This is a genomic window from Pseudomonas sp. efr-133-TYG-103a, assembly GCF_030209235.1.
Taxonomy (GTDB): Bacteria; Pseudomonadota; Gammaproteobacteria; order Pseudomonadales; family Pseudomonadaceae; genus Aquipseudomonas.
The window spans coordinates 38,106-65,076 of record NZ_JARVSK010000019.1 but is presented as its reverse complement, the minus strand read 5'-3'; the positions used below and the strand labels follow the sequence as shown (position 1 = coordinate 65,076).

Here is a 26,971-nt window from a genome sequence, read left to right as displayed (position 1 = left end):
GCGTAGGATGATGGATAAATTGAAGGCTTATTTGTTGAGCTTGACCCGTCGCCAAAAACGATTTTTACAAGTCCTGGTCGATGTCGCTCTGGTGTGGCTGGCGCTTGAGATGGCGTTCATCGTCAGGTTAGGCATTGAAAACCCGTGGATGCCCCTGACGCAGCATCGTTGGTTGTTTCTCACTGCACCGATAGTTGCACTGCCATTCTTCATCAGGATGGGAATGTATCGTGCTGTGCTGCGGTATTTCGGCAATGATGCGCTTATCACGATCATCAAAGCGGTGAGTCTGTCCTCACTGACACTGTCGCTGATTGTCTACTGGAACAACCAACATATTCCGGTCGTACCGCGCTCCATTATTTTCAATTACTGGTGGCTTAGCCTGATTTTGATAGGCGGGCTGCGCCTTGCCATGCGCCAGTATTTTCTCGGTGACTGGTTTTCCGCGACGCGTCACGTACCGTTCGTACCTCGTCATGATTCACTTCCCAGGGTCGCAATCTATGGGGCAGGGGCTGCTGGTAATCAGTTGGTCGCGGCTTTGAGGATGGGCAGACTGATGCGCCCGGTTGCATTCATCGATGACGATCCGACGATTTCCAACCGCGTTATATCCGGACTGCAGGTCTACAAGCCCAAGCATATTCAACAGATGCTGGATGTCACCGGGGCACAAGAAATACTGCTTGCAGTCCCATCATGTACCCGGACGAGACGCAGAGAGATTCTTGGTTTTCTCGAGCAATTCCCGCTGCATGTTCGCAGCGTTCCCGGATTTATGGATCTCGCCAGCGGGCGAGTGAAGGTCGACGATATTCAGGAAGTCGACATCGCTGATTTGTTGGGCCGCGATCCTGTACCTGCGCAAGCTGACCTTCTGGAGCGCTGCATCAGGGACAAAGTCGTGATGGTCACCGGCGCAGGTGGCTCCATTGGCTCGGAGTTGTGCCGTCAGATTCTTTCGATCGGTCCCGCTACGCTGTTGCTGTTTGATCACAGCGAATTCAACTTGTACAGCATCCTCTCGGAGCTTGAACTGCGCACGCGTCGAGAATCGCTGCAGGTCACAATTCTGCCCATTTTGGGCACTATCCGTAATGCGCCAAAGTTGCTGGACGTGATGAAAACGTGGCGGGTGGAAACTGTGTACCACGCCGCCGCGTACAAACATGTGCCTATGGTCGAGCACAACATCGCTGAGGGTGTGCTCAACAATGTCATAGGAACGCTGAACACAGCGCAATCTGCGTTACAGGCGGGCGTTGCTAACTTCGTGTTGATCTCGACGGATAAGGCCGTCAGACCTACCAATGTCATGGGAGGCACAAAACGGCTAGCCGAACTTGTCCTGCAGGCGCTCAGCAAGGAAGCTGCTCCGGTCATGTTCGGGGAACCGTCGAACGTGGCCAGGGTGAACAAGACGCGATTCACGATGGTGCGTTTCGGTAATGTTCTAGGATCCTCCGGATCGGTCATTCCACTGTTCCACCGGCAGATAAAATCCGGGGGACCCGTCACCGTGACTCATCCGAACATCACGCGTTATTTCATGACCATTCCGGAAGCAGCGCAGCTGGTTATTCAAGCTGGGTCAATGGGCCTGGGTGGTGATGTGTTTGTCCTGGACATGGGCGAGCCCGTGAAGATAGTCGAGTTGGCTGAGAAAATGGTTCACCTGTCAGGGCTCAGCATATGCTCCGAACAAAATCCTCATGGCGACATCGAGATCGAGTTCACCGGTTTGCGCCCCGGAGAAAAACTCTACGAAGAGCTTTTGATCGGGGATAACGTGGTGCCAACTCGACACGCGATGATTATGAGTGCACACGAAGACTTTCTTACCTGGGATGTACTTAAAGCGAGATTGTCTGAGTTGCTCGCAGCTACTGGAGTGGATGATTACGGCAGGGTCCGTTCGATATTGCGCGAAACAGTGAGCGGCTACACCCCAGAAGGGGAAATCGTCGACTGGATTCATATGGCAAGAAAACCAAAGGTCTGAGACGTTTCAGATTTTTCAGGTGGTCAGCGCTGCCGTAAGCGACGCCCTGTTCCTTTACCTGACGCAAGCCCAGGCCTTTCCGGCCTGAGCCGCGCTGTATTCCTCGGCCCGCCCAGAAAAATTTCCACCCCCCAGTTAACAAATCCCGTTTTCCACTGCCTAACCCTCGCCTCCGGACTGAAGTGCGCGAGGGATGCGTGTGGCCTGTCGTTTGGGCTGCTTCATACTGAACGGAACCCGTGGGTTCTTTGCATATAGGTTTTTAGACATGAATTCCGTCTATCCCGCTATTCAGACCCGCTGTTTCAAAGCTTATGACATCCGTGGCCAGGTCCCCACCGATCTGGACGACGACATTGCCTACCGTATCGGGCGGGCATTGGTGCTGGAGTTGGGTGCGAAAAATATCGTGGTGGGCCGCGACATGCGTCTCGAAAGCCCGCCGCTGGCTCAGGCGTTGATGAAAGGCATTCAGGATGCCGGCGCGGATGTCATCGACATCGGCCTGTGCGGCACCGAAGAAGTGTATTTTGCGACCAGCCACTACGAAGCCGACGGCGGCGTGATGGTGACCGCCAGCCATAACCCGAAAGGGTACAACGGCATGAAGCTGGTCAAAGGCCAGTCTCGGCCGATCAGTGGCGACACCGGGCTGGACGCCATCCGTGAGCGCGTCGATGCCGGCAATATCGGTGACAAGGCCGAACGTCAGGGCCGTGTGGATTCCCGCCCCGACAAGGCCGCTTATATCAAGCACCTGCTGAGTTATGTCAGCGGCGTCGATCTTCGCCCGCTGAAGATCCTTGCCGACCCGGGCAACGGCGCGGTCGGACCGGCACTCGAGGCCATCAAGTCGCAGCTGCCGTTCGAGTGGGTGATCATCAACGCCGAGCCAGATGGCAATTTCCCTAACGGTGTGCCAAACCCGCTGCTGCCGGAAAACCGCAGCATCACCCGCGACGCATTGCTCAAGCACGGTTGCGACATCGGTCTGGCGTGGGACGGCGACTTCGACCGTTGCTTCTTCTTCGACGAGAAAGGGCGCTTCGTAGAGGGCTATTACCTGGTCGGTCTGCTGGCAGAAATGCTGCTCAAGAAAGAGCCGGGTTCGAAGATCATTCACGACCCGCGCCTGACCTGGAACACCATCGATCAGGTTCAACAGGCGGGCGGTACGCCGGTTCTGTGCAAAACCGGTCACGCGTTCATCAAGGAGCGCATGCGTAACGAAGACGCGGTGTATGGCGGCGAGATGAGCGCCCACCATTACTTCCGCGACTTCGCCTACTGCGACAGCGGCATGATTCCGTGGTTGCTGGTGACCGCGTTGATGTCCGTTTCGGGCAAGAAGTTCTCCGAGCTGGTTGACGAGCGCATGGCGGCGTATCCGTGCAGCGGCGAGATCAACTACAAAGTGGCCGACGTCAAATCGGTGCTGAGTCAGGTGCTCGAGCATTACTCGCCGAGCGCGTCGAACATCGACCGCACCGACGGCATCAGCCTTGAGTTCGCCGAATGGCGCTTCAACCTGCGTGGCTCCAACACCGAGCCGCTGCTGCGCCTGAACGTGGAAAGCCGTCGCGATCCGGCGTTGGTCGAGGCCAAGGTCAAAGAAATCGAAGGCCTGCTCAAACAAGGTCAGTAAGCTGCAGCGAAACCCTTGGTCTGGTGACCAAGGGTTTCAATTTATCTCCCGCCGCCTGTTCTGGCTGGCAGATCGTCGTCGATCTTCGTGAAACACGCCGTCAATCACCACCGCTACACATCCCGTCACGCACACCCTCATCCGGGTTCCATCAGCATCGTCTAGGTTTGCAGGGCAGCTCAGGAAAGCTGCTTCCACTTACGATGTCCATGGAGCACCCCTCATGCGTATTCCCTACCTGTCCTCTTTGATTTTTGCACTGCTGGCCAGCACCTCGGTTGCAGTGACCGCAGCCCCCGCTGCGCCCGTCGAAGCCGCGAAACCTGCGGTCGCCTCGGCCAAGGTCGAGCAGACCGGCAGAGTCAATATCAACACCGCCAGCGCCGAAGTCCTGCAAAAAGAGCTGTCCGGCATCGGTGCAGCCAAGGCCGCCGCGATCGTCGCCTACCGTGACGAGCAAGGAGGCTTCACCTCGGTCGATGAGCTGATCGAGGTCAAAGGCATCGGCAAAGCGCTCCTGGACAAGAATCGCGAAAAACTCTCGATAGACTGAAACACCCTCAAGCCAGAAAGACCGATCAAGCGATCGGTCTTTTTTTTGCCCGTCGATCACCGGCCTGGCGCCCTGTTCTTCACGCTTGACATTAAAAATGTCGATCGACATATAATTTGTAAAATTACGAGCGTAATATGCGCTGGCGACTAACCTGAACATCCTTGGAGAAATGCCCATGAGCACTAACAGCAGCAAAGGTACAGCCCTGATCACCGGCGCATCCTCTGGCATCGGTTTCACCTACGCCGACCGCCTGGCCAAGCGGGGTTTCGACCTCTTGCTGGTGGCGCGCGACCAGTCACGTCTGGAAGCGCTTGCCAATGATCTGCGGGCGAACACGTCGGCCAGCGTCGAAGTGCTCAAGGCTGACCTGACCGATGCTGCCGACGTTGCCAAGGTCGAGCAGCGTCTGCGTGACGATGCGGCGATCACGCTGCTGGTCAATAACGCGGGCGTGGCCTTGAACGCGCCGCTGTCGGAAGCAGACCTGGGCGACGTCGACCGACTGATCTCGCTGAACATCACCGCGCTGACGCACCTGGCCGCAGCGGCCGCCGCTGGTTTCGTCGCTCGCAAGCGCGGAGCGATCATCAACATCGCGTCTGTGGTGCCGATGATTCCCGAGCGTTTCAACGCGGTCTACACAGCGAGCAAGGCATACGTGCTGAGCCTGACCCAATCGTTGAATGCTGAAATCGGTGAGAAGGGCGTGCAGGTTCAGGCGGTGATGCCTGGCGCGACGCGTACCGAAATCTGGGAACGTGCCGGCATGGACCTGAGCGCCTTCCCGGCGGAGATGGTGATGGACGTCAACGAAATGGTCGACGCGTCGCTGGCCGGCTTCGATCAAAAAGAGCTGGTCACCATTCCATCGCTGCCAAACGCAGAGGATTGGCAGAACTTCGTCAATGCACGTCTCGCGTTGGGGCCGAATCTCTCGCTGCAGCACGCAGCGGCGCGTTACAAAACGTCGGGTGCGTGAAACGTACCTGTTTACGCCATGAATGTTGAAAAGGTGAATGCATGAGCGAACGTCGCATCGTAGTGACGGGAATGGGGCTGGTCACGCCTTTGGGCACAGGTGTCGAGGCGGTCTGGCGGCGCTTGCTCGAAGGGCGTTCCGGCATCGTCCGGTTGCCCGAGGAGACCGTTGCTGACTTGCCGGGCAAAGTGGGCGGGCCGGTTCCGACGCTGGCGGAAGATCCTGAGGCCGGTTTTGACGCCGACGCTGCAGCGCCTCCCAAAGAGCAGAAGAAAATGGACCGCTTCATCCTGTTTGCCCTCGGCGCTGCGCAACAGGCCGTGGCGCAGGCAGGCTGGGCACCCTCGACCGACGAAGAGCGCGAGCGTACCGCGACCATCATCGGCGCAGGCGTCGGCGGTTTCGGCGCCATTGCCGACGCGGTGCGCACGACCGACTCGCGCGGCCCGCGGCGTCTTTCGCCGTTCACCATTCCGTCGTTTCTGGTCAACCTGGCGGCCGGCCACGTGTCGATCCAGCACGGTTTCCAGGGTCCGCTCGGCGCACCGGTGACCGCTTGCGCGGCCGGGGTGCAGGCGATTGGCGATGCGGCCCGGTTGATCCGCAATGGCGAAGCGGACATCGCGATCTGCGGCGGCGCCGAAGCCTGTATCGATCGTGTCGCGCTGGGTGGATTCGCGGCTGCACGGGCGCTGTCCAGCGGTTTCAATGACACGCCGGAACGCGCTTCAAGGCCGTTCGACCGCGACCGCGACGGCTTCGTCATGGGTGAGGGCGCCGGCATCATGGTCATCGAGACCCTGGAGCACGCGCTTGCCCGGGGCGCCACGCCGATTGTCGAACTGGTGGGTTACGGCACCAGCGCCGATGCCTATCACCTCACGGCCGGTCCGGAAGACGGCAGCGGGGCGCGTCGCGCGATGCAGGCGGCCATTCGGCAGGCGGGCATCGAGCCTGCGCAGATTCAGCATCTCAATGCGCACGCGACGTCCACGCCGGTCGGCGACAAGGGTGAAATGGCGGCGATCAAGACGGTATTTGGCGATCAGAATGGCGTCGCCGTGACCTCGACCAAATCCGCGACCGGGCACTTGCTGGGCGCGGCGGGAGGCATCGAGGCGATTTTCACGGCGTTGGCGATTCGCGATCAGGTCGCGCCGATGACCCTGAACTTCGAAAACCCGGACGAAGTTGCCGAAGGCATCGACATCGTTCACGGCAAGGCCCGCGAGATGCAGATCGAGTACGCGCTTTCCAATGGTTTCGGATTCGGGGGCGTGAATGCCAGCGTGCTGTTCCGACGCTGGCAGCCCTGAGTGACGCAAAGCTCCCCTGTCATCGCTGACAGGGGAGTGCGGGGTCAGGCGGCTTTGATCTGCTGCTTCAGCTGCTCACGGGTGCTGCTGAGAATGCGCTCGGCCAGTGCCGGATCCTTTGCACTGCGAGAGAGCACCAGTGCACCGACGAGGCTCGACATGAGCATCACGCTTTTTTCGCTGTCCTCTTCGGTTGCCATGCCCGACTCAAGGGTCTGCAGCATGTCGGTGATGAGTTCGTCGGTGATTTCGCTGGGCTGACCGCGCTGGCCCAGCTCCGACGCCATGGTGGGCAACGGGCAGCCTTTTTCCGGCTCGTCGCGATGGGCCTTGCTCAGGTACATATCAATGAAAGCCTGGGTCGAAGCGTCCCCGGCCAACTTCTCGTCCCGGGTCTCGCTCATCTGGTCCACTGCGCAACGCAGGGCTTTTTCGACCAGATCATCCTTGGATTTGAAATGGGCATAAAAGCCACCGTGGGTCAGGCCCAGGGCTTTCATCAGCGGTTGCAACCCCGTGGCACCGATGCCGTCGCGACGAAAGCGTGCGGCAGCCTCGTTGAGGATTCGCTGATGAGTCTGGGCTTTGTGATCTTCGGCGTAACGCATGGAACGAGCCTCCCGCTTGGCCCTTGAAATGTTGATCGACATTTTTACATGTATGGTGTGCCGATGCAGTATCCACTTTTCGGGCCAGGTTGCCATTGGTCAGTTGGTCACACGCGCGCAGACACTTATTTGGGGCCCATCATCTTCGCCAGCACCTCAGGCCGGGGCGCCCCTTGCTGCTGTTGCACGTGGCCGTTTTCGTCCTTGTAGAAGATCGACGGCGTTGCCGACAGCCCCATGTCTTCCATCAGTTTCATGTTGCCGTCGAGCTTGGCCTGAATGTCTTTTGGAATGGTCTGCAGAGGCTTCAGCGAACTGCTTTTACCGGCTTGTTCGTGTTTTTGCAGCGCCATTTCCGGGTTGGCATCAGCCATCAGGGCGGCGGCTTTGGCGGCGCTGTCTTCGCGAATCACACCGACCATGATGTGGCGCAACTGCACTTTGCCGGACTTGACCCACGGCCGCGCCTGTTCCCAGAACATGTTGCAGTAGGGGCAATTGGCGTCGCTGAACAGATAGATCACTTTAGGCGCGGTCTTTGCGCCGTCCTCGATCCACGCGCTGTTCTCCATCTGGGTCCACATGGCCTTGGTCATGGGCTCGTAGACCAGCTTCTGCAGCGGCGCTTCGCTGATGTCCTCGCCCTTTTCGTCGAACAGATTACCCGCCAGCACGTGCTTGCCATCGGGCGTGAGGTACAGCGCCATGCCCTGATTCTGGTATTGCGCGGCGTAACCCTTGAGCCCGCCGGGCGCATCGAAACTGCCCTTGATGGTCGCGCCTTTTGCCTCCAGCGCCTTGATCGGCGCGGGTAATTCTTCGGCCTGCAACAGCGTGCTCTGCAGGGTAAGCACGCCGGCTGCGGCCATGATCGATAAACGCATGAAACTCATTGAGTGCTCCTTGGCTGGGAGGAAGAAGGCATCGCCGGTGCGCTGAGATTGTCCAGATAATGCTTCAGGCTGGCGTCGGAAAGTTCGCCCAGATGGCTGCCCGACAGGCTCGCGTCCGGGTTGTAGAACAGGGTGGTGGGCAGGGCGGCGGAACCGACGCTTCTGGCCAGCTCACCGCTGTCATCGAATAAAACGTTGTCCAGATGCAGACCCTGGCTGGCGAAAAAAGTCGCCACCTCCCGAGGACTTTCTGCCTGATTGACGAACAGAAACACGACATCGGGATTGAGCCGTTGCGCGGCCTGCAGCACCGGCATTTCACGACGACACGGCGGGCACCAGGTCGCCCACAGGTTGATGACCAGCTGGCGTCCGGCATAGTCGCTCAGTTGCACCGGCCGTCCCGCGTTATCGCGCAGCGTGAGGTCGGGCAGGGAAACATTCTGATGCTGCGCGATGACGACGAGCCCCGCCAGCCACCAGAACAGCAATCCGCTCGCGACGCCAAGTCCCAGGGCCGTGCGTTGCAGCGGCCGCTTCCAGGCCAGCACTGTGGTGGCGATCACCACAGCAACAACGCCAGGCCAGATCAGAAACCCGCCGTCACGAATGTCGACGATGCGCAGAATCTGGCTTTGATACTGCGGCCAGTACGCGGCGACGAAGGCCAGTCGTGCGACCAGAAGCCCGAGAAGGAACAGCGCAAATAACGCACGCTCCGGATTGATCCGCTGCCTGCGACCGGCCAGCCAACCGACCAGTGTCGCCAGCGCCAGGGCCATCAACAGCAGCAGATGCGTCAGCGAGAGCACGAACGGGCCGAGGGAAAAACTCAACATCAGCCGCGCTCCCGCGTCGCTTGCCAGTGCTCGGCGAAGCCTTTGGCGTCGATTTCACCGGTGATCCGCCGGTCCCGGCGCTCGCTGCCGTCAGGTCCGATCCACAACAGGCTGGGCGGCCCCGGAACCTGATACCGACCGAGCAGCTCGCGGCTGGCGGCGTTGTCGGCGGTGACATCCAGACGCAGGAGTCGCACGCTGCTCAGCGCTTGCAGCACATCGTTTTTGCCGAACACTTCTTTTTCCATGATCTTGCACGACACGCACCAGTCGGCGTAGTAGTCGATCAGTACCCATTGGCTTTCTGCCCTGGCGCGGGCCAGTTCGCGGTCCAGTGCCTGCGGATCGCTGACGGTGGTGAAGGCGTCGTGGCTTACGCCTGCGGCTTCGCTTGCCGAACCGCTGAAGACCTTGAGCGGCTGCCAGGGATCATGGCCGCCGCCTGCTGCGCCGATCAGCATCAACACGCCCCAGAGGCCGATGATCGCACCGCCGGGCGCTCCCATCAGTGCGAAACGCTGAAGGGCGCGGGTCTGAACCACAGCGCAGAATCCGGCGACGACCAGCAACGCGCCGAACAGCCCCAGCCACACGCTTTCGGCCAGCAGGGGGCGGACCATGATCAACGCCGTCCCCAGCAACAGGAAGCCGAAAACGCCCTTGACCGCATCCATCCACGCGCCGGGCTTGGGCAGGAAGCGACTTCCCACCGTGACCAGCAAGAGCAGCGGCAGCCCGATGCCCAATCCCATGACGAACAACACCAGGCCACCGTGCATGGCGTTGCCGCTTTGCGCGATGTAAAGCAGCGCGCCGGCCAGTGGCGCGGTCATGCACGGCCCGACCATCAGCCCCGACAGCGCACCGAGCAACGCTGCGCCCGGCAGGCTGCCGCCTTGGCGCTGGCGCCCGGCGTTGGCCAGACGATCACGCAGCAAACCCGGCAGCTGCAGCTCGAAGAAGCCGAACATGGGCAACGACAGGATCACGAATAACACGGCAAAGCTGCCGAGCAACCAGGGCTGTTGCAGCGTCGACTGCAGGTTGGCGCCGAGCAGCGCGGCGAGCACACCCAGCCCTGCATAGATCAGCGCCATGCTCAGGACATAGCAGCCCGCGAGCGCAAGACCACGACGCGGGCTCGCACCGCTGCCCACCACGACACCCGCCAGAATCGGCAGCATCGGCAACGAACAGGGCGTGAACGCCAGCAGCAGGCCCAGACCGAAAAAGATCAGCAGACTCCAGCCCAGCGAGCGTTGTTGCAGATCGGTTGCCAGCGCCTGATCTGGCGCCAGGCCCTGGCTGACGGCAGGGCTGGTAGCAGGGCTGTCAGCGCCCAGATCGACCCGCAGACTCTGAGGCGGGTAACACAGGCCCGCGTCGGCGCAGCCCTGCCAGCCGATGGTCACCTGACCGCTGGCCGACGCTGGAATCGTCAACTCCAGGCCTTGCCGATAGACCTGCTGCTGGCCGAAGTACCCGTCGTTGTGATCCTCCCCGGCCGGCAGTGCAGGCTGCTGTTGCGGGGACAGGCCGTCGAACTTCAAGCGTTTCTGATAGAGGTAGTAACCGTCCGCGATCTGCCAGTACAGCCGCGTTTCCCCGGAATCCAGCCGCTCGGAACTGAACATGAAAGCCTGCCCGACCGGCAGAAAATCAGGCTTCTTGAACAAGTCCCCATCGGGAAGCGCATGCGCCCACAGTGGAAACAACACCAGCAACAGCATCCATACCCTACGCATGCCCAACCCCAGCCAATCATCAATGCCCCGCAGCGTGGCGATCGGTGATTAAGGCCTCGTTAACGTCGGGTCCGCATCCGCCACCTGGTGTTGCTCGACGACGACTTTTCGGCAACTAACAACACGACCAGCAACGCCTCGGGCCGGTGCATAATCCACGCTTAATCCCACGCTGTTCCAATCGCCTTTTTCTCCGGGGCTAGCCATGCACGTATTGCTTTGCGAAGACGACGACCTGATTGCCAGCGGCATCGCCGCCGGTCTGGACGCTCAAGGCCTGACGGTCGACCGGGTCGCCACCGCATCGGCGGCGCGGGCGATGCTGTCGGCGGCGCATTTCGATGTCATGGTGCTGGACCTGGGTCTGCCCGACGAAGACGGCCTCAAGCTGCTGCGTCAGTTGCGCCATCAAGGCGTCGAGATTCCCGTGCTGATCCTCACGGCCCGCGACACCGTTACCGATCGCGTCGACGGTTTGCAGGCCGGTGCCGACGACTATCTGCTCAAGCCCTTTGATCTGCGCGAACTGAGCGCACGCCTGCACACGCTGGTGCGGCGTATGGCCGGGCGCAGCGTCAATGTGATCGAACACGGCGTTTTGAGCTATGACCCCAGCACCCGCGAAGCGCGTCTGGCAGGCCAGCCGGTGGATTTGTCACGCCGTGAGCAGGCGCTGCTGCACGCGCTGCTGAACAACAACGGTCGGGTGCTTTCGGGCGAGCAACTCAAGGATTGCGTCTACGGTTTCGGCGACGAAGTCGAGAGCAACGCGCTCAACGTCCACATCCATCACCTGCGCCGCAAACTCGGCGGCGGCATCATCGAGACCGTACGCGGATTGGGTTATCGCCTCGGGCCGGCAGGTGACGGCCGGGAGTCGCCGCGATGATGAGCCTGCGCACCCGCCTGAGCCTGATCCTGGGCTCGGCGTTCATTCTGATCTGGGTGCTGGCCGCCGCGTGGATGCTGCGCGACCTGCGCACCCAGATGATGCAGTCGCTGGACCAGCGCCTGGAGGCGTCGGCACGCATGGTCGCCGGATTGCTTGAACAGATGCAGATGCCCGCGGCGGCTGACGGACGCTCGCTGCGCGCAGGCGACCTCGGGATTCCCAACGGCATGGCGTGCCAACTGAGCTCGCAGCGAGGCCAGGTGCTGGCGCGCACCGAAAGCTCGCCGATGGAGCCGCTGAAAGCCGACGCCAGCGGCTTCCATGACCAGATGATCAACGGCGATCACTGGCGCGTTTACACGATGATGCACGGCAGCATTCGGGTGAGCACCGCCGACCGCCAGATAGAACGCGACGTGCTCGGCCATTCGGTGTTGCTTGCCGCCTCCGTGCCGGTGCTGGTGGCGCTGTTCGGCAGCCTGATACTGGTCTGGTTCGGTATCGGACGCGGGTTGGCGCCGCTGAATCGAATGCGTGATGCGTTGAACCGCCACAGCGCCGATTCGGTCGAGCCGCTCGATGTGCCGAACCTGCCCAGCGAATTGCAGCCGCTGCTCAAGAGCCAGAATCAGCTGTTCCAGCGCATCGCCCAGACCCTTGAGCGTGAGCGCAGGCTGACCGGCGATGCGGCCCACGAATTGCGCAGCCCACTGACGGCCATCAAGACCCACCTGCAAGTGGCGCGGATGACCGAAGGCGACAAACGCGACAAGGCGCTGGCCCATGCGGAGGAGGGCGCCGACCGAATGCACCGGACCCTCGAACAGCTGCTGTTGCTGGCGCGTGTCGAGGGTAGTCTGTCGTTCGACGACGGCGTGCAGTGTGACGCGGAAAAAGTCGCGCGGCTGGCGATTCATGACGCCAATCACGGCGACGACACGCGCATCGAGCTGATCCTCGCCTCGCGGCTCTCCACTGCGCCGGTGGAAATGCCGGCCGCACTGGCCGTGGCGGCGCTGCGCAATCTGCTCGATAACGCCCTGCGTCATACCCACGCGGCTGCGCGGGTGGAACTGAGCGTGGAGACCTTCGACGGCCAGGCGCACTTCCGGGTGCGTGATTACGGCCCGGGCATCCCCGAGCCTGATCTGGAAAAACTCACCCAGCGGTTCTGGCGCAATGGCAAGAGCCCGGGCGCGGGACTGGGGCTGGCCATCGTTCAGGCCATCGTCCAGCGCTGCGCCTGCTCGCTGCGTTTCGACAGCCGAAGTGACGGGTTGCGGGTGGAGTTGAGCATGCCGCTGAGGCCGATGTCGGCCTGACCGGTGTGCGCGAATGCAGGCGGCGCCTTTACAGCGCCGGGCATTTCGTTGCCGCGCGCGAGGGTGTGCGATCGATCGCCATGCCTGCGTAATCTTGTCGCAGTTACCCGTCAGAGGCGTCTGAAAGCATGACCATCCCTCCGACAACCCTTTGATTCTGCTCCCTAATCCCGGACAATCGCGCCCCTTTCCCTGTAGAGAACCGGTCAGGGGCGCCGACTGCCGAGCTTTTTGACGCGCTTTTGACCTTGTAGCTATCACCGGCAACGGAGAAATCGACCGGATGAATGATCAGGCCAACAGCGTCGAACAACGCATCGACGCCGCGCCCGCGAGCGTGACTTCATGGAACCGCCAAGACACCACCTGGATGCTCGGGTTGTTCGGCACCGCCATTGGCGCAGGCACTCTGTTCCTGCCGATCAACGCCGGCATCGGCGGCTTCTGGCCGTTGCTTATTCTCGCCGTGCTGGCCTTCCCGATGACGTTTTATGCGCATCGCGGGCTGACCCGTTTCGTGCTGTCGGGCCGTGAAGGCGCAGACATCACCGACGTGGTCGAACAGCACTTCGGCAAAAAAGCCGGCGCCCTGATCACGCTGCTGTATTTCTTCGCGGTGTTCCCGATCCTGCTGATCTACAGCGTTGCGCTGACCAATACCGTCGGCAGTTTCCTCGAGCATCAACTGCACATCCAGCCGCCCCCGCGCGCGCTGCTGGCCTTCGTGCTGATCGTCGGCCTGCTCGCCGTAGTGCGTTGCGGCGAACAGATCATCGTCAAGGCCATGAGCCTGATGGTCTACCCGTTCATCGTCGCGCTGCTGTTTCTGGCGGTGTTCCTCATTCCGCACTGGACCGGCGGCATCCTCAGCACCGCAAGCAGCGTGCCTGCGCCATCGGCCTTCGTGCACACCTTGTGGCTGGCGATTCCGGTGATGGTGTTCTCGTTCAACCATTCGCCGATCATCTCCGCCTTTGCGGTCGACCAGAAGCGTCAGTATGGCGAACAGGCCGAGCGGCGCAGCTCGCAGATTCTCGCCCGCGCGCACCTGCTGATGGTGGTCATGGTGCTGTTCTTCGTGTTCAGTTGCGTGCTGACCCTTTCGCCGGAGCAACTGGCCGAGGCCAAGGCGCAGAACCTGTCGATCCTGTCTTACCTGGCCAACCATTTCAGCAACCCAACCATCGCGTTCGCGGCGCCGCTGATTGCGTTCGTGGCGATCACCAAGTCTTTTCTGGGTCATTACATCGGTGCCAGCGAAGGCCTGAAGGGGCTGGTGGTGAAAACCGGCCGTCGCCCTTCGCCACGCATGCTCGATCGGCTGACGGCGGGCTTCATGCTGGTGGTGTGCTGGCTGGTGGCGACGCTCAATCCAAGCATTCTGGGCATGATCGAAACCCTTGGCGGCCCGGTCATTGCCGCGCTGTTGTTCCTGATGCCGATGTATGCCGTGCGCAACGTGCCGGCCATGCGTCAGTACGCGGGCAAGGCGTCGAACGTATTCGTCGTGGCCCTGGGGCTGGTGTCGATTTCGGCGCTGGTTTATTCGCTGCTGCCTTGACCGCCTGACGGTCAGCCGGACCGCTGGGTGATCTGTCGGTGCGCATCGTGGCGCTGGCGGATAACCGGTTGTCCGGAAATCCCGCGCCCCAGGCGCGGGTCCGTCGCGAGCTATTGCATGGCGAAGATGGTGGCAACATGATGTCGCCATTCTTTCCTGCAGCGTGGCCGACCATGAGCGACGAATCCCTGCCTCCCGGCACCGACAGCGACGTTTACAAAACCCTTCTCGAATCGACCAAAGCCATTCCATGGCGCATTGACTGGCAAAGCATGACCTTCAGCTACATCGGCCCGCAGATCGAGCAATTGCTGGGCTGGGAGCAGGGCAGTTGGGTCGGCATCAATGACTGGGTCGAACGCATGCACCCCGATGATCGCGATTACGTGGTCAATTTCTGCGTGTCGCAATCCAAAGCCGGTGTCGACCATGAGGCCGATTATCGTGCGTTGACCAAAAGTGGCGATTACGTCTGGATCCGCGACGTCGTTCATGTGGTGCGCAAGGACGGTGAGGTCGAGGCACTGGTCGGCTTCATGTTCGATATCAGCGAGCGCAAGAAAACCGAGGAGCATCTGGTGCGGCTGCAGAAGCAGCTGGAAGCGTTCTCCTATCAAGATGGCCTGACCGGAATTGCCAACCGGCGCATGTTCGACACGGTTCTGGAACGCGAGTGGGCGAAAGCGCAGGAGACTCGTCAGCCGCTGTCGCTGATCCTGATGGATATCGATTACTTCAAGCAGTACAACGACCATTACGGCCATATCAAGGGTGACGAGGCGTTGCGCGCGGTCGCCCGCACGCTCTCGCTGGCGGCGAACAATCCGGGCGATTTCATCGCGCGCATCGGTGGCGAGGAGTTCGTCTGGCTGCTGCCCGACACGTCTCAGGAAAAAGCGCGTCAGGTGGCAGAGAAGTGCATGCAGCTGGTGCGGCAGCAGCAGATCCCTCATGCGAAATCCGACGTCTGCCCGCTGCTGACATTGAGCCTGGGCGTGGGCACCGTCGTACCGGATGCAGGCGACAATGCGCTGGCCTTCATCGAAAAGGTCGACGGCCTGCTGTACCGCGTCAAACGCAACGGCCGCATGCGCGCGGAGTATGCCGAGTTCTGATCCGTGCGTGACCGCTGAGTCGCGAATCGACGAGCGGTTCATGAAGCTGGTCTATATTGATTCGGCGTTCTTACGCGCATCTTTGGACAGGGAGGCTCAAACATGGCTGACACATCCGTAGTATCGACGAGCGCCGAAATCGGTGATGCGTCCGTTTCGTTCAAAACCACTGACTTTCCCCGCATCGGGAGGGCCAGAGCGGAGTCAGGCAATTTCGAGCTGAGCGAACTGAAACCCTGGTTCACGTTAGTGGACGACGAGGAAGAAGAGGAGGAATAGACACCTTGAGACCGCCGAGAAAGACCAGGGGCGTCACTTGAGGGCGCCTCTGGTCACTTGCTTCACTTGTTGCCCATCCTGCGCTTCACGCGATGGTATCGACCACGCCGCCATCGACCCGCAATGCCGCGCCACTGGTGGCTGATGCCTGCGTCGACGAGACATAGACCACCATGTTCGCGACCTCCTCAACCGTTGCCGCACGCTGAATCACCGAGGATGGACGGTGGGCCATCACGAATTCGGCGGCTGCGTCTTCCAGCGATTTCCCGGATTTTGCCACCTCGTCCTTGAGCATGTCGGCCACGCCTTCAGACAACGTCGGGCCCGGCAGGACCGCATTGACAGTGACGCCCGTGCCCGCCAGGCGCTTGGCCAGACCGCGGGAAATCGACAGATTGGAGGTTTTGGTGAAGCCGTAATGGATCATGTCGGCCGGAATGTTCAGGGCCGATTCGGACGAGATGAACACGATCCGCCCCCAGCCGCGTTTGGCCATGTCATCGGCATACGCACGGGACAGCCGCACGCCGGACAGCACGTTGACCTCGAAAAAACGCTGCCAGACTTCATCCGGCGTTTCGAAGAAGTCCTGAGGGCCGTAAATGCCGACGTTGTTGATCAGAATGTCCACCTGCGGCACCGCCTTGACCAGGGCATCACAACCGTCGGCCGTCCCGACATCGGTCGCTACGCCGCGCAGGCGCGCGCCGGACACTTCCTTCTGCAGGCTGGCGATGGCCTTGTCCACCGCATCCTGCTTGCGGCCGTTGACCACCACCTCAGCCCCGGCCTCGGCCAGCCCTTTGGCGATGGCATAACCGATGCCCACCGTTGAGCCTGTCACCAACGCCGTCTTGCCCGTCAAATCGATCTTCATCACATGTCTCCGTTGAGGGTGCAAAGAAAGATGGAGTGCCGCAGGCGAGCAGGGGTTCAGGCCGATGTGCAATCTTCATGTTGCCTCGCCGACGACGGGGCCTGAATCGTTGTCGCTGCGCGGCCATTCGTCCGACAGCATTCGCGGGCAAGCGCGCTCCTACGGGATTTGAGTGTGGTCGAAGGATTCGGGAATGCCCAAGGATCCCTGTAGGAGTGAGCTTGCTCGCAAATTGGCCGGTACATCCGGGGGAGATGCAGCGGCTGGAGATCAGTCTTCGCGAGCAAGCTCAATCCTACGGGAGTTATGTCAAGCCGGAGAGTACGGGAAGCCCGCAGATCACTGTAGGACCGGCTTCAGCCGGGAAGAGGCCGGTACATCCGGGGGAGATGCAGCGGCTGGAAATCAGTCTTCGCGAGCAAGCTCACTCCTACTGGGCTTGGGTGCGGCTGGGGAACTCGGGAATGCCCCAGCAGGTTTGACTTTTGCTTTTGACTGCACGCATGATTCTGCTCGTTTCTGATCGTTCAAGCGTGATGTGAGGCCCTTGTTATGTCTGCCAGTCCTGAAGCGTTTCCCGGCGAGCGTCAGCGTTTGATCACCGAGCGGCTGGCGATGCACGGTCGGGTGCTCGCGGCGGATCTGGCGACCGAGTTCAACGTCTCCGAGCATTCGATTCGCCGCGATCTGGGTGCGCTCGCCGCTGCCGGCTTGTGCAAACGGGTATATGGCGGCGCGATTTCGCTGGCGTCGGATGGGCCGCTGACCGCGCGCATCGAACACCAACCCAGTCGCAAACGTGACTTGGGCATCGCCGCCGCTGGCCTCATTGCGGCAGGCCAGCATGTCTTCATCGACGGAGGTTCCACCAACCTCGCCATCGCCAAGGCCATCGACCCTCACATGGCGCTGACGGTCACCACCAACGCGCCGCTGATCGCAGTGGAATTGATGAAGCTGCCTTCCGTCGAGGTCATCCTGCTGGGCGGGCGACTGAGTCCGGTGGCTGGCAGCACCTACGGTTTCACCACCATTCAGCAGCTGGCGCATTTCAATTTCGACCTGTGTTTTCTGGGCGCCTGCGCGCTGGATGCGCTCAAAGGCGTGACCGCTTTCGACATGGACGTTGCCGAATTCAAGCGGGCGGTGGTCGCGCGCAGTGGTCAGGTGGCGGTGGCGGTGATCAACGAGAAGCTCGCCAGCATTGCCCATTATCAAGTCGCGCAGTGCGAAGAAGTGGGGGCGCTGGTGGTCGAGCACGACGCGCCTGCCGACCGGCTGGACCTGTTCCGCGGCAAGGTCGCGCAGATTGTCCGGGCGCAGGCCGCTCAGTAACCGTCCGAAGCCTCCAGCCAGGCGACCGTTCGGTTGCGGCCTTGGTGCTTGGCCATGTAAAGCGCGGCGTCCGCCCGCTCGACGAACACTTCCATGCTCGGGCACTCCTGCGAAAGGCAGCCGTAGACCCCAAGGCTGATGCTGACGATGCCCAAGGGGTTGCCATGGTGCTCCAGGGCGCGGGCGAGCACCGACTGACGAATCTTTTCCGCCAGCGCGAATGCGCCCTGCAGGTCGCTGTAGGGCAGGAACACCGCCATTTCCTCGCCGCCGTAACGCACGGCCAGATCGCCAGTGCGATTGAGATTGCTGCGAATGCATTCGGCCACTGCGACGATGCATTTGTCGCCCGCCACGTGCCCATAGTTGTCGTTGTAGCTTTTGAAAAAATCGATGTCGATCATGATCAGGCTGAGCGGGTGAAGATTGGGCTGTCCCTTGGCGAACTCCAGACCGAGGATCTCCTGAAAATGCCGCCGGTTCGCCAGCCCTGTCAGGCTGTCCTGCAACGCCAGCTTTTCCAGCGAGTGGCTGGCGATGCGCAGCTGTGATTCGGCGTTGAGGCCGAAGCGGATCTGTTGAAACAGCAACACCCCGAACAACAGATTCGCCACCACCACACACACGATGATCGCCAGCGAACGCCAGGCATACTGGCGCCATTCATCGAGCACTTCCTTCTCCGACAAGCCGGCGAGCACCACCAGCGGGTAGCGGTCCAGGCGCTTGTAACCGTAGATGCGCACTTCATGGTCAAGCATCGACTCGACCGTGGCGGTGCCTTCGTAATGCTCCTTCAGGTATTTGCGGAACAGCTCGCCGTCGCCAATGGACACGCCCCTCAGGTTCTGCAGGTCCGGGCGGCGGGCCAGCACCTTGCCGTCGGCCATCGCCAGGGTAATGACCCCATGCTGACCGATGTCGAAGCGGTCGAAGAACCTTTCGAAATAGCCCAGCTCGATGGTTGCCAGCACCACACCTGCAAATTGCCCGGTCGAATCGTTGACCCGGCGGGAAACCGGAATGATCCAGTCGCCGGTCGTGCGGCTGCGGATCGCCTCGCCGATGTGAGTCAGGTTGCTGTCGATGGCCTGGTGAAACTTGAAATACTCGCGATCGGCGTTGTTGGCATTGGCGGGCATGTGGCTCAGCGAGGTGGCGGCCCAGTTGCCGTTCTTGTCGTAGATGAACAGGCCTTGAATCTGCTCGACGCTGGCAGCGGTGGCGCGCAGGTAATCGTGCATGCGTGAACTGGTAGCGGCGCCGAAGCCATCGTAGGACAGGCGCTCGACGATACCGACGACGGGGATATCGGCCTGATCGAATGCGTCGTCGGCCTGCTGCGCCATCGAGCGGGCGAGGTTGGCGGCGTTGGTGTTGGCAATTTCCAGCTCGTGGGCGCGGCCCTGACGCAACTGCCAGACCGTGATGCTGGTGATCGAAATGCACACCAGCACGGTGAACAGCCCGGCCAGCCAGAGCACCGGCATGCGCTTGAGCCGCCGGTGCCTGGCGCCGAAGTCCGAACCTTCTTCCTGTCTCAATCCCCATCCTCGCTGACATCTACGATTTCAGACCCGCCGTTTTATGCGAACGACACACATCGTTCAGGCGCTTGGCATCGCAACAGCGACCGTCTGACACACAGAGTAGGACAAGTGCGGGATTTTGAAGGGGAAAATGGTCAATGACACGTCAGATAAGAGGATCGGCAGACGATGCCAGCTTGCGCCCGACGGCGGGGCAGGCGTGGCTGAGCATGGCGAGCGGCCCTGGCCTGCCCTCGGCAGCGTTTACGAATCGCTGCCGTTGGCAAACCCAGGACCGGGCAATGCTGGCGTGATTGCTCAGACGTGCCGGCCCTGAACCTCATCCACCTGCGGCTGCCAGGCGCCTTTGTCGACGCCGGTGTGCACGGGAATCGGCGCCTTGAGCAGGACGAAGTAAGCCACCGCCGAAAGCAAGGCGACGATGGCGCTGACCGCGAAGGCGGTAGCGAAGGTGCCGGAATACTGCACGCTGAAGCCAGTGACGATCGGCGCAATGGAGCCTGCGATGTAACCGCCGAAGTTCTGGATCGAGCCCAGCGATGCCACGCGTTTGGTGTCGACCACGGTGTTGACCACCATCCAGGCGGTTGCGCTGGAGAGGTTGATCCCGAACAGCGCCAGGCACAGCAGTGCCACGCAACCGCTCAGGCTGGTGACGAAGGTCAGCGGCAAAGTGAACACGGCGGCGAACACCAGGCCGCCGATCACTGTGTATTTGCGGCTGTTGAGGACGCCGACGCCACGCTTGACCAGCCGGTCGCAGATTCTTCCTGCGGCGATCGTGCCGATGGCACCGAACACATAGGCAAACGACACGACCCACGCGGTCTGATAGGGGTCAAGGCCATGCTCGCGCTGGAAGTACCCCGGCAGCCAGGTCAGGTGCAGCCAGAGCATGTAGATCACGCCCATGAAACCAAGGAACGTGCCCCACGTGCTGCGGTGTCTGAACAGATCCACCCACCCGGCGAAAAACGAAGGTTTCGGCCCGGCCTCGGCAACAGGCGCCGGACTCACCGGCTGCTCGCCCAGTGCATCGCGCTCCTTGAGGTATTGCGCGCGGCTCTTGTAGAACATCATCCAGCACAGGGCAAGCACGATGCCGAGCACGCCGGTGATGATGAACATCCCGCGCCAGCTGAAGTTGACCATGAACAGCGTCAGCAGCGGCGGGGCCAGGCAGGGGCCGATGCACGTGGCCGACCAGACGATGCCGGTCGGCGTGCCGCGCTCATGCTCTTCGAACCACTCATTGAGGGTTTTCGCCGCCGATGGAAACATCGGCGCTTCGCCGATCCCGAGCAGGACCCGCAGCGCGAAAAAGCCGCTGAAGCTGTTGATGAAGCCCGACGCCGTCTGCGCGATGGACCACACCATCAGTGCGCCGCCCAGGGCAATCTTGCTGCCCAGCTTGTCGATCACCATGCCCATCGGCAGTTGCGCGAAGGCGTAGGCCAGCGAGAAGGCCGACAACAGAATGCCCATCTCCGAGGGGCTGATCAGCATGTCTTTCTGGATGGACGTGTTGGCGATGGACAGCGCGCTGCGGTCCAGATAGTTGACGATGCCGAACAGCATCAGAAAGACGATGGTGATCGTCTGGTAGGTCTTGAGGGTTTTCATAGGCACCTTTTTTATTGTTGTTAAGGTTGCTGGCTGCCGGTCGGGATCACCGACTGGCAGTGGATTTCTGACCCCGCATGCTGCCTGGTCGGGCGATCAGGTGATCGCGCCGATGTGCCACGGCACGAATTCGTTCTGCCCGTAGCCGTGTTGCTCGCTCTTGCTCCGCGCGCCGGACGCGATGTCCAGCATCATCTGGAAAATGTGCGCGCCGCGCTCCTCGATGGTCGTGCTGCCGTCGGCGATACCGCCGCAGTTGACGTCCATGTCCTCTTCCTGAAATTCGAACACGCGATGGTTGGTCGCCAGCTTGATCGAGGGCGTGGGCGCGCAGCCATAGGCCGAGCCGCGCCCGGTGGTGAAGGCGATGAGGTTGGCGCCGCCAGCGACCTGACCGGTCGCCGACACCGGGTCGTAACCGGGCGTGTCCATGAACACCAGCCCGTTAGCGCGGACCGCCTCTGCGTATTCGTACACGCCCACCAGATTGGTCGAGCCAGCCTTGGCGACGGCGCCGAGGGACTTTTCCAGAATCGTCGTCAGGCCGCCGGCCTTGTTGCCCGCCGAAGGGTTGTTGTTCAGCTCGGCGTTCATGCGCTGGCAGTAGTCCTCCCACCAGCGAATGCGCTGGACCAGTTTTTCACCGACGGCGCGGCTGGTGGCGCGACGGGTCAGCAGGTGTTCGGCGCCATAGATTTCCGGGGTTTCCGAGAGAATCGCCGTGCCACCCGCGGCGACCAGCCGGTCCACCGCGTTGCCCAGAGCCGGGTTGGCGGTGATCCCGGAATAGCCGTCTGAACCGCCACATTGCAGCCCGACGATCAGATGCCGGGCGCTGACCGTTTCCCGAGTAATCCGGTTGGCCTGGGGCAGCAGCGACTTCACCTGTTCAATGCCGCTGGCGATGGTCTTGGACGTGCCGCCAGTGCCTTGAATCGTGAAGGCACGCAACTGGTCGGTGGCCTTGAGTCCCTGACTGTCGAGCAGGTCCTGAATCTGATTGGTCTCGCAGCCCAGTCCCACCACCAGCACCGCGGCAAAGTTCGGATGCACGGCGTAACCGGCCAAGGTGCGACGCAGCAGGTCGATGGCTTCGCCTTTCGAGTCGATGGCGCAACCGGAACTGTGGGTCAGCGCTACGACACCGTCGACGTTGGGGTAATCGGCCAGGGCTTCGGGATGGATGTCGCGGCGAAATTGGTCGGCAATGGCCCGCGCAACGGTCGCCGAACAGTTGACCGAGGTGAGAATGCCGATGTAATTGCGAGTGGCGACCCGGCCATCGGCGCGCACGATGCCTTGGAAAAACGCCTCGGTCTGAGGTGTTTCATGGGCGTCGACACCGAACGCGTAATCTCGGGAGAAGTCGCCCATTTCAACGTTCTGCACGTGCACATGCTCGCCCGGCTCGATGGGCCGTGAGGCGAAGCCGATGATCTGTCCGTAGCGGCGCAGCGGCTGGCCCTGCTCGACGCGCACGGTCGCGACTTTGTGTCCGGAAGGAATGGCCTGAAGAACGGTGATGCCTTCATCGGTCAGCACCGTGCCTTCGGTCAAATGCTGCCGAGCGATCAGTACGTTATCCAGAGGGTTGAGGCGGATGACGAGCGCGTTGCTGTCGAACGCGGGCGTTTTGACGATGAGTTCCATGCGGCCTCTCAGAACGGTTGCCACCTGCGTCTGCATTCGACACAACGGCTCCCGGGCAAGGGAACAACACCGTCACAGGCGGCCAGATCTTTCTTGTTTGAGGATCGGAGCGGGCCGACCCGGTTTGTGACTCACTCTATGAAGCGGGCTGATAATTTCCCAATGAAAGGTTTCGATTGATTGATAACGATTGGTTATCGAATCACGCGGCCATTTCATCCTGCAGAAACCCCAGCAGTGCGCGAACCGCTGCCGACATCGGCCTCGCCCTGGAGGTCAGCAGGCCAAGGTTCGCCATCGCCAGCGGCAGGTCCACCGGCAACACCGCGATCATGCCGTAGCGGGCATAGTGCTGCGCCACGTCGTTGGGCACCACCGCAATCATGTCGGAGGACTCGATCATGGCGGTCGTCGCCAGAATCGAGCTGGTCTCGATGATGTCCAGCGGCTCGATCAGTTGCGCGGCCTGCAGGGAATTTTCCACCTGACGCCGCATCGGGCTGCCGGGCGGGTGGAGGATCCAGGTCAGTGGCGCAAGGTCCGCCAGCAGCGGCGTGGAGCGGGTCAGCGGGTGATCGGCGCGGGCGATGATGCGCATGCGTTCGCCTTGCTCGAACAGACGGATGTCCAGTTCGTGGGCGTGCAGCTGACCGGGAAAACGCCCCAGCACCACGTCGAAATCGCCCCGGATCAACGCCGGCAGCAGGGCGTCGCTGGTGCCGACTTCCAGAGCAATGCGCACTTTTGGATGCGCCGCTTTGAACGCAAGCAAGCCACGCGTCAACAGCGTCGGCACCGGACCCATGACCGTGCCGATGCGCACCATGCCTGTCGCACCTCGGGCCAACTCGGCCATCTGCGTCTCGGCGTATTCGAACTCGTGCAGCGCGCCTTGGGCATAGCGAATCATGACCTCGCCGGACAGTGTCGGCTGCATGCCGCGCGGCAGGCGTTCGAACAGCTGCACGCCGAGGCGATCTTCTAGCTGTTGCAGCAGAAGGCTGGCGGCCGGCTGAGTGGTGTGAATCGCCGCAGCCGCTTTGCGCAGATTGCCCAACTCACCAAGCGCATTGAGCAGGGCGATCTGGCGGCTGGAGATTTTCAGCGTGCTGAATTTGCCGGGCAGGTCAGGTGGGGTTTTGTCAGGCATACCAGATTCGATATCAATGATTAGGATTTCGCGATTATGCCTGTATCGGTAATGGGCCTACAGTCAATCATCACCGAGCGCAGGTCCTCCGGCAGCCTGCTTGTTTGCTCAACATCGAAAACAACAAGAGTTTCCCATGCAGATCACCTCCGTCTCCATTCGCGATATCCGCTTTCCCACTTCACTGTCCCTTGATGGCTCCGACGCAATGAACAGCGCGCCGGACTATTCGGCCGCCTACGTCGTGCTTCACACCGATTCTTCCGAGGGGCTGGAAGGCCACGGTCTGACGTTCACCATCGGTAGGGGCAACGAAATCTGTGTCGCCGCCATTCAGTCCCTGGCGCCGCGGGTGGTGGGTTTGAGTCTGGAGCAGATCACCGCTGACATGGGGGCGTTCTGGCATGACATCACCGCAGGCGACAGCCAGTTGCGCTGGCTGGGGCCGGAAAAGGGTGTGATTCACCTGGCCACCGCCGCGCTGGTCAATGCGGTGTGGGACCTGTGGGCCAAGGTCGAGGGCAAGCCGGTCTGGAAGCTGTTGGCCGACATGACGCCCGAACAACTGGTCAAGTGCCTGGACTTCAGCTACGTCACCGATGCGATCACGCCTCAGGAAGCCATCGCGCTGCTGCGTCGACAGGCGCCAGGTAAGGCCAAGCGCGAGGCGCACATGCTCGAAGAAGGCTATCCGGGCTACACCACGGCGCCGGGCTGGCTGGGTTATTCGGAAGAGAAGATGCGCCGTCTGGCCCGCGAAGCGGTGGCGGAGGGCTGGACCCACATCAAACAGAAGATCGGCTCGGACATTGAAGAGGACATGCGCCGCGCGGCGATTCTGCGCGACGAACTGGGCTGGGAGCGCACCCTGATGATGGACGCCAATCAGGTCTGGAGCGTCGAAGAGTCGATCAGCAACATGCGTCGGCTCGCGGCGTATGAGCCTTGGTGGATCGAAGAGCCGACCAGCCCTGATGACATTCTCGGCCATGCGACCATCCGCCAGCGCATTGCGCCGATCGGCGTGGCGACGGGGGAGCATTGCCATAACCGGGTGATGTTCAAGCAGATGTTCCAGGCCGGCGCGCTGGACTTCTGTCAGGTCGATGCCGCGCGGCTGGGCGGGTTGAACGAGGTGCTGATCGTGCTGCTGATGGCCGCCAAATTCAACGTGCCCGTCTGCCCTCACGGCGGCGGCGTGGGGTTGTGCGAGTACGTGCAGAACATTTCGCTGTTCGACTATATCGCGGTGTCCGGCTCCCTGGAGAATCGCGTGCTCGAATACGTCGATCACCTGCACGAACATTTCCTCGATCCGGTGGTGATCCGGCGCGGACGCTACATGCCGCCGCAACGCCCCGGTTACAGTATCGAAATGACCGCCGAGACTCTGGAGCGGTACCAATACCCGAACGGACCGGTGTGGCTGGACCTGGCGGATAAAGGCTGACACACAGGCCTGGTGCTTTCCGGCGTCGGCAATGGCGTGGGTCGGGTCGTTGCGAGGACGGGCCTTTGGCGGCGATGACCGGTATGATCGCGGTCATCTACCCGACCTCGGTGCGACATGAATTCTCCGGATCCCGGCAACGTCACTCCTCCCGCCACGCCTCCCGATCGCGATCGTCTTTCCACGTCTCTGCTGGGCGGCGGTTGCGAACCTGACCCGCGCTTCACCCTGGCCAACGAACGCACGTTTCTGGCGTGGATCCGCACGGCCCTGGCGTTTCTCGCGGGCGGCATTGCTGTGGAAGCCTTCACGGGCGACGTGTTCAGCCCCGGACTGCGGCGCGCGGTGGCGTTGTCGTTGCTGCTGCTGGCGATGCTGGTCAGTGCCAGCGCCTGTGTCCGCTGGCTGAAAGTGGAGCGCGCGATGCGTCATCGCAAGCCGCTGCCCTTGCCGGTGTTGGTGCCGATCCTCTCGCTCGGCGGCGCACTGGTCGCGGCGGGTCTGATCGTCTTCCTTATATATGGCGCGTCGTGAGTCGCCGGGACGCGGTTTCGCTCGGGCACGACGACCCTGGCCTGCAACCTGAACGCACGCTGCTGGCGTGGCGCCGGACGCTGCTGACGTTGATCGTGGTGTGCACGATCTTCCTGCGCTGGATCCCTCACTACGGCCTGATCGCACTGTTGCCGATCATCGTTTCGCTGATCGCCAGCCTGCTGATCCAGATCGCCCTGAACGCCCGCTACCGAAAGAGCGCCCGCGGCCTGAAAAATGAGCGCGTGCCCGCGCCGCTGCGTGAGGTAGTCGTCCTCGGCGGGACGGTCATGGTGCTGAGCGTGGTGGGCATCTATGCGGTGCTGCTCGGGTGAGTTGACACTCACGCCGACCAGGTTTCGTTCCCGCGGACAGGCTAGTCCTTGAGCTGTTTCACGCTGATGGTGGAAGGGTCCGCGGCTGCCCGACTGTCTTTACGCTCGCTCAACCAGCCGCTGATCTGACTCGAAAACTCAGGCGGCGCCTTGCGACCGGTGCGCCGTGCAAGATCGAGAATGGTCTGTTGATCCAGCGCTTCTTCCATGCGCTTCTGCGCCGTGAGCATCGCCGCATTGATGCCGCACAAGCCCTCCGTCGCCCAGGCTGGCGCGCAGCCGTCGAACACCGCGCAGCGTCCGCGAATGTCCCGGCAATCGAAAATCAGCTTTCGCCCGTCGATCGCCGTGACGATGTCCAGCAACGTGATTTCGTCTGCCGGCCGCCCCAGCCTGAAGCCGCCGCGCACCCCTTCGGTGGCAGCCACCAGCCTGGCTTTCGCCAGCTTCGTGAACACCTTCGCCAGGTATTCCTGAGGCACACCTTGCAGTTCGGCCAGGTCACGCACGCTGGCCTCGCGGCTGTCACCGCGTTCATCCACCAGATAGAGCAGGCAGTGGATGCCGTACTCGACACCGGCGCTGTAAAGAGACATCTGAATCTCCGACTGATTTGATCGTGCAAAGCTAACAATTAGCCAGCGCTCACGCAAGGTATTCGGCGCCTTGGGCGACCGGCGATGCTGACGCCTTATGGGCATGATCA

Annotated in this window: 24 protein-coding genes; 14 read left to right on the top strand and 10 right to left on the bottom strand. The window is 61.6% G+C overall.

Going from position 1 to position 26,971, the window contains the following annotated elements:
• The first annotated feature begins 10 nt into the window (after window positions 1-10).
• The 5 genes from QRN36_RS16660 to fabF all read left to right on the top strand — a co-directional run bounded on the left by QRN36_RS16660 (window position 11) and on the right by fabF (window position 6,504).
• The gene (locus tag QRN36_RS16660; RefSeq protein WP_285425061.1) at window positions 11-2,005 is read left to right on the top strand and encodes a nucleoside-diphosphate sugar epimerase/dehydratase; all 1,995 of its coding nucleotides are present in this window, start codon (window positions 11-13) and stop codon (window positions 2,003-2,005) included.
• Between the two features lie 268 nt (window positions 2,006-2,273).
• A complete protein-coding gene (locus QRN36_RS16655) occupies window positions 2,274-3,650 on the top strand; it encodes a phosphomannomutase (protein ID WP_285425060.1) in 1,377 nt (458 codons plus the stop codon).
• A 223-nt stretch (window positions 3,651-3,873) separates the two neighbouring features.
• Complete coding sequence (locus QRN36_RS16650; protein WP_285425059.1) at window positions 3,874-4,203, top strand: helix-hairpin-helix domain-containing protein; 330 nt, start codon at window positions 3,874-3,876, stop codon at window positions 4,201-4,203.
• Between the two features lie 178 nt (window positions 4,204-4,381).
• The gene (locus tag QRN36_RS16645; protein ID WP_285425058.1) at window positions 4,382-5,188 is read left to right on the top strand and encodes an SDR family oxidoreductase; all 807 of its coding nucleotides are present in this window, start codon (window positions 4,382-4,384) and stop codon (window positions 5,186-5,188) included.
• Window positions 5,189-5,229: 41 nt separating this feature from the next.
• Window positions 5,230-6,504, top strand: a complete 1,275-nt coding sequence (gene fabF / locus QRN36_RS16640) for a beta-ketoacyl-ACP synthase II (RefSeq protein ID WP_285425057.1) — start codon at window positions 5,230-5,232, stop codon at window positions 6,502-6,504.
• Between the two features lie 44 nt (window positions 6,505-6,548).
• Here the strand turns inward: fabF and QRN36_RS16635 are convergent, their stop codons facing one another.
• The 4 genes from QRN36_RS16635 to dsbD form a co-directional block, all read right to left on the bottom strand.
• The gene (locus tag QRN36_RS16635; RefSeq protein WP_285425056.1) at window positions 6,549-7,112 is read right to left on the bottom strand and encodes a TetR/AcrR family transcriptional regulator; all 564 of its coding nucleotides are present in this window, start codon (window positions 7,110-7,112) and stop codon (window positions 6,549-6,551) included.
• Between the two features lie 125 nt (window positions 7,113-7,237).
• A complete protein-coding gene (gene dsbG / locus QRN36_RS16630) occupies window positions 7,238-8,005 on the bottom strand; it encodes a thiol:disulfide interchange protein DsbG (RefSeq protein WP_285425055.1) in 768 nt (255 codons plus the stop codon).
• Entirely contained in the window at window positions 8,002-8,844 is an 843-nt protein-coding gene (locus QRN36_RS16625; protein ID WP_285425054.1) for a TlpA disulfide reductase family protein, read from the bottom strand. Before QRN36_RS16625 ends, dsbG begins: the two co-directional genes overlap by 4 nt.
• Window positions 8,844-10,589, bottom strand: coding sequence for a protein-disulfide reductase DsbD (dsbD, locus tag QRN36_RS16620; RefSeq protein ID WP_285425053.1), 1,746 nt, complete (start codon window positions 10,587-10,589; stop codon window positions 8,844-8,846). The genes QRN36_RS16625 and dsbD overlap by 1 nt, the downstream gene beginning before the upstream one ends.
• A 205-nt stretch (window positions 10,590-10,794) precedes the next feature.
• On the opposite strand from dsbD, the gene QRN36_RS16615 reads away from it, so the two are divergent.
• The 5 genes from QRN36_RS16615 to QRN36_RS16595 all read left to right on the top strand — a co-directional run bounded on the left by QRN36_RS16615 (window position 10,795) and on the right by QRN36_RS16595 (window position 15,758).
• Window positions 10,795-11,478, top strand: a complete 684-nt coding sequence (locus QRN36_RS16615) for a response regulator (protein WP_285425052.1) — start codon at window positions 10,795-10,797, stop codon at window positions 11,476-11,478.
• On the top strand, window positions 11,475-12,803 hold the full coding sequence (locus QRN36_RS16610; protein ID WP_285425051.1) for an ATP-binding protein: 1,329 nt from the start codon (window positions 11,475-11,477) through the stop codon (window positions 12,801-12,803). Before QRN36_RS16615 ends, QRN36_RS16610 begins: the two co-directional genes overlap by 4 nt.
• A gap of 283 nt (window positions 12,804-13,086) precedes the next feature.
• Window positions 13,087-14,364, top strand: a complete 1,278-nt coding sequence (locus QRN36_RS16605; RefSeq protein WP_285425050.1) for a serine/threonine transporter — start codon at window positions 13,087-13,089, stop codon at window positions 14,362-14,364.
• Between the two features lie 173 nt (window positions 14,365-14,537).
• Complete coding sequence (locus QRN36_RS16600) at window positions 14,538-15,479, top strand: sensor domain-containing diguanylate cyclase (protein ID WP_285425049.1); 942 nt, start codon at window positions 14,538-14,540, stop codon at window positions 15,477-15,479.
• Between the two features lie 102 nt (window positions 15,480-15,581).
• Window positions 15,582-15,758, top strand: a complete 177-nt coding sequence (locus QRN36_RS16595) for a hypothetical protein (RefSeq protein ID WP_285425048.1) — start codon at window positions 15,582-15,584, stop codon at window positions 15,756-15,758.
• 85 nt (window positions 15,759-15,843) lie between these two features.
• On the opposite strand, the gene QRN36_RS16590 is transcribed toward QRN36_RS16595, so the two are convergent.
• Complete coding sequence (locus QRN36_RS16590) at window positions 15,844-16,638, bottom strand: SDR family NAD(P)-dependent oxidoreductase (protein WP_285425047.1); 795 nt, start codon at window positions 16,636-16,638, stop codon at window positions 15,844-15,846.
• A 552-nt stretch (window positions 16,639-17,190) separates the two neighbouring features.
• Between QRN36_RS16590 and QRN36_RS16585 the strand changes: the two genes are divergently transcribed.
• Window positions 17,191-17,973 carry a DeoR/GlpR family DNA-binding transcription regulator gene (locus QRN36_RS16585; protein WP_285425046.1) on the top strand — a complete coding sequence of 261 codons (783 nt, stop codon included), beginning with the start codon at window positions 17,191-17,193 and terminating at the stop codon, window positions 17,971-17,973.
• On the opposite strand, the gene QRN36_RS16580 is transcribed toward QRN36_RS16585, so the two are convergent.
• From QRN36_RS16580 to QRN36_RS16565, 4 genes are all read right to left on the bottom strand, one after another.
• Window positions 17,967-19,517: a sensor domain-containing diguanylate cyclase gene (locus tag QRN36_RS16580; RefSeq protein ID WP_285425045.1), complete on the bottom strand. Its 1,551-nt coding sequence runs from the start codon at window positions 19,515-19,517 to the stop codon at window positions 17,967-17,969. The two genes, QRN36_RS16585 and QRN36_RS16580, sit on opposite strands and share 7 nt — an antisense overlap.
• 303 nt (window positions 19,518-19,820) lie before the next feature.
• Window positions 19,821-21,146 carry an MFS transporter gene (locus QRN36_RS16575; RefSeq protein ID WP_285425044.1) on the bottom strand — a complete coding sequence of 442 codons (1,326 nt, stop codon included), beginning with the start codon at window positions 21,144-21,146 and terminating at the stop codon, window positions 19,821-19,823.
• Window positions 21,147-21,242: 96 nt separating this feature from the next.
• Window positions 21,243-22,796 (bottom strand): UxaA family hydrolase, encoded by a 1,554-nt coding sequence (locus tag QRN36_RS16570; protein WP_285425043.1) that lies wholly within the window; start codon window positions 22,794-22,796, stop codon window positions 21,243-21,245.
• A 202-nt stretch (window positions 22,797-22,998) separates the two neighbouring features.
• Entirely contained in the window at window positions 22,999-23,946 is a 948-nt protein-coding gene (locus tag QRN36_RS16565) for a LysR family transcriptional regulator (protein ID WP_285425041.1), read from the bottom strand.
• 136 nt (window positions 23,947-24,082) lie between these two features.
• On the opposite strand from QRN36_RS16565, the gene QRN36_RS16560 reads away from it, so the two are divergent.
• The 3 genes from QRN36_RS16560 to QRN36_RS16550 all read left to right on the top strand — a co-directional run bounded on the left by QRN36_RS16560 (window position 24,083) and on the right by QRN36_RS16550 (window position 26,265).
• Window positions 24,083-25,396, top strand: coding sequence for an L-fuconate dehydratase (locus QRN36_RS16560; protein ID WP_285425039.1), 1,314 nt, complete (start codon window positions 24,083-24,085; stop codon window positions 25,394-25,396).
• A gap of 117 nt (window positions 25,397-25,513) precedes the next feature.
• On the top strand, window positions 25,514-25,930 hold the full coding sequence (locus tag QRN36_RS16555; RefSeq protein ID WP_093460565.1) for a YidH family protein: 417 nt from the start codon (window positions 25,514-25,516) through the stop codon (window positions 25,928-25,930).
• Window positions 25,927-26,265, top strand: coding sequence for a DUF202 domain-containing protein (locus tag QRN36_RS16550; RefSeq protein ID WP_177182093.1), 339 nt, complete (start codon window positions 25,927-25,929; stop codon window positions 26,263-26,265). The genes QRN36_RS16555 and QRN36_RS16550 overlap by 4 nt, the downstream gene beginning before the upstream one ends.
• Window positions 26,266-26,306: 41 nt before the next feature.
• Here QRN36_RS16550 and QRN36_RS16545 read toward each other — a convergent pair whose 3' ends face one another.
• Window positions 26,307-26,861: an Rrf2 family transcriptional regulator gene (locus QRN36_RS16545; RefSeq protein WP_285425038.1), complete on the bottom strand. Its 555-nt coding sequence runs from the start codon at window positions 26,859-26,861 to the stop codon at window positions 26,307-26,309.
• Between the last annotated feature and the right edge of the window lie 110 nt (window positions 26,862-26,971).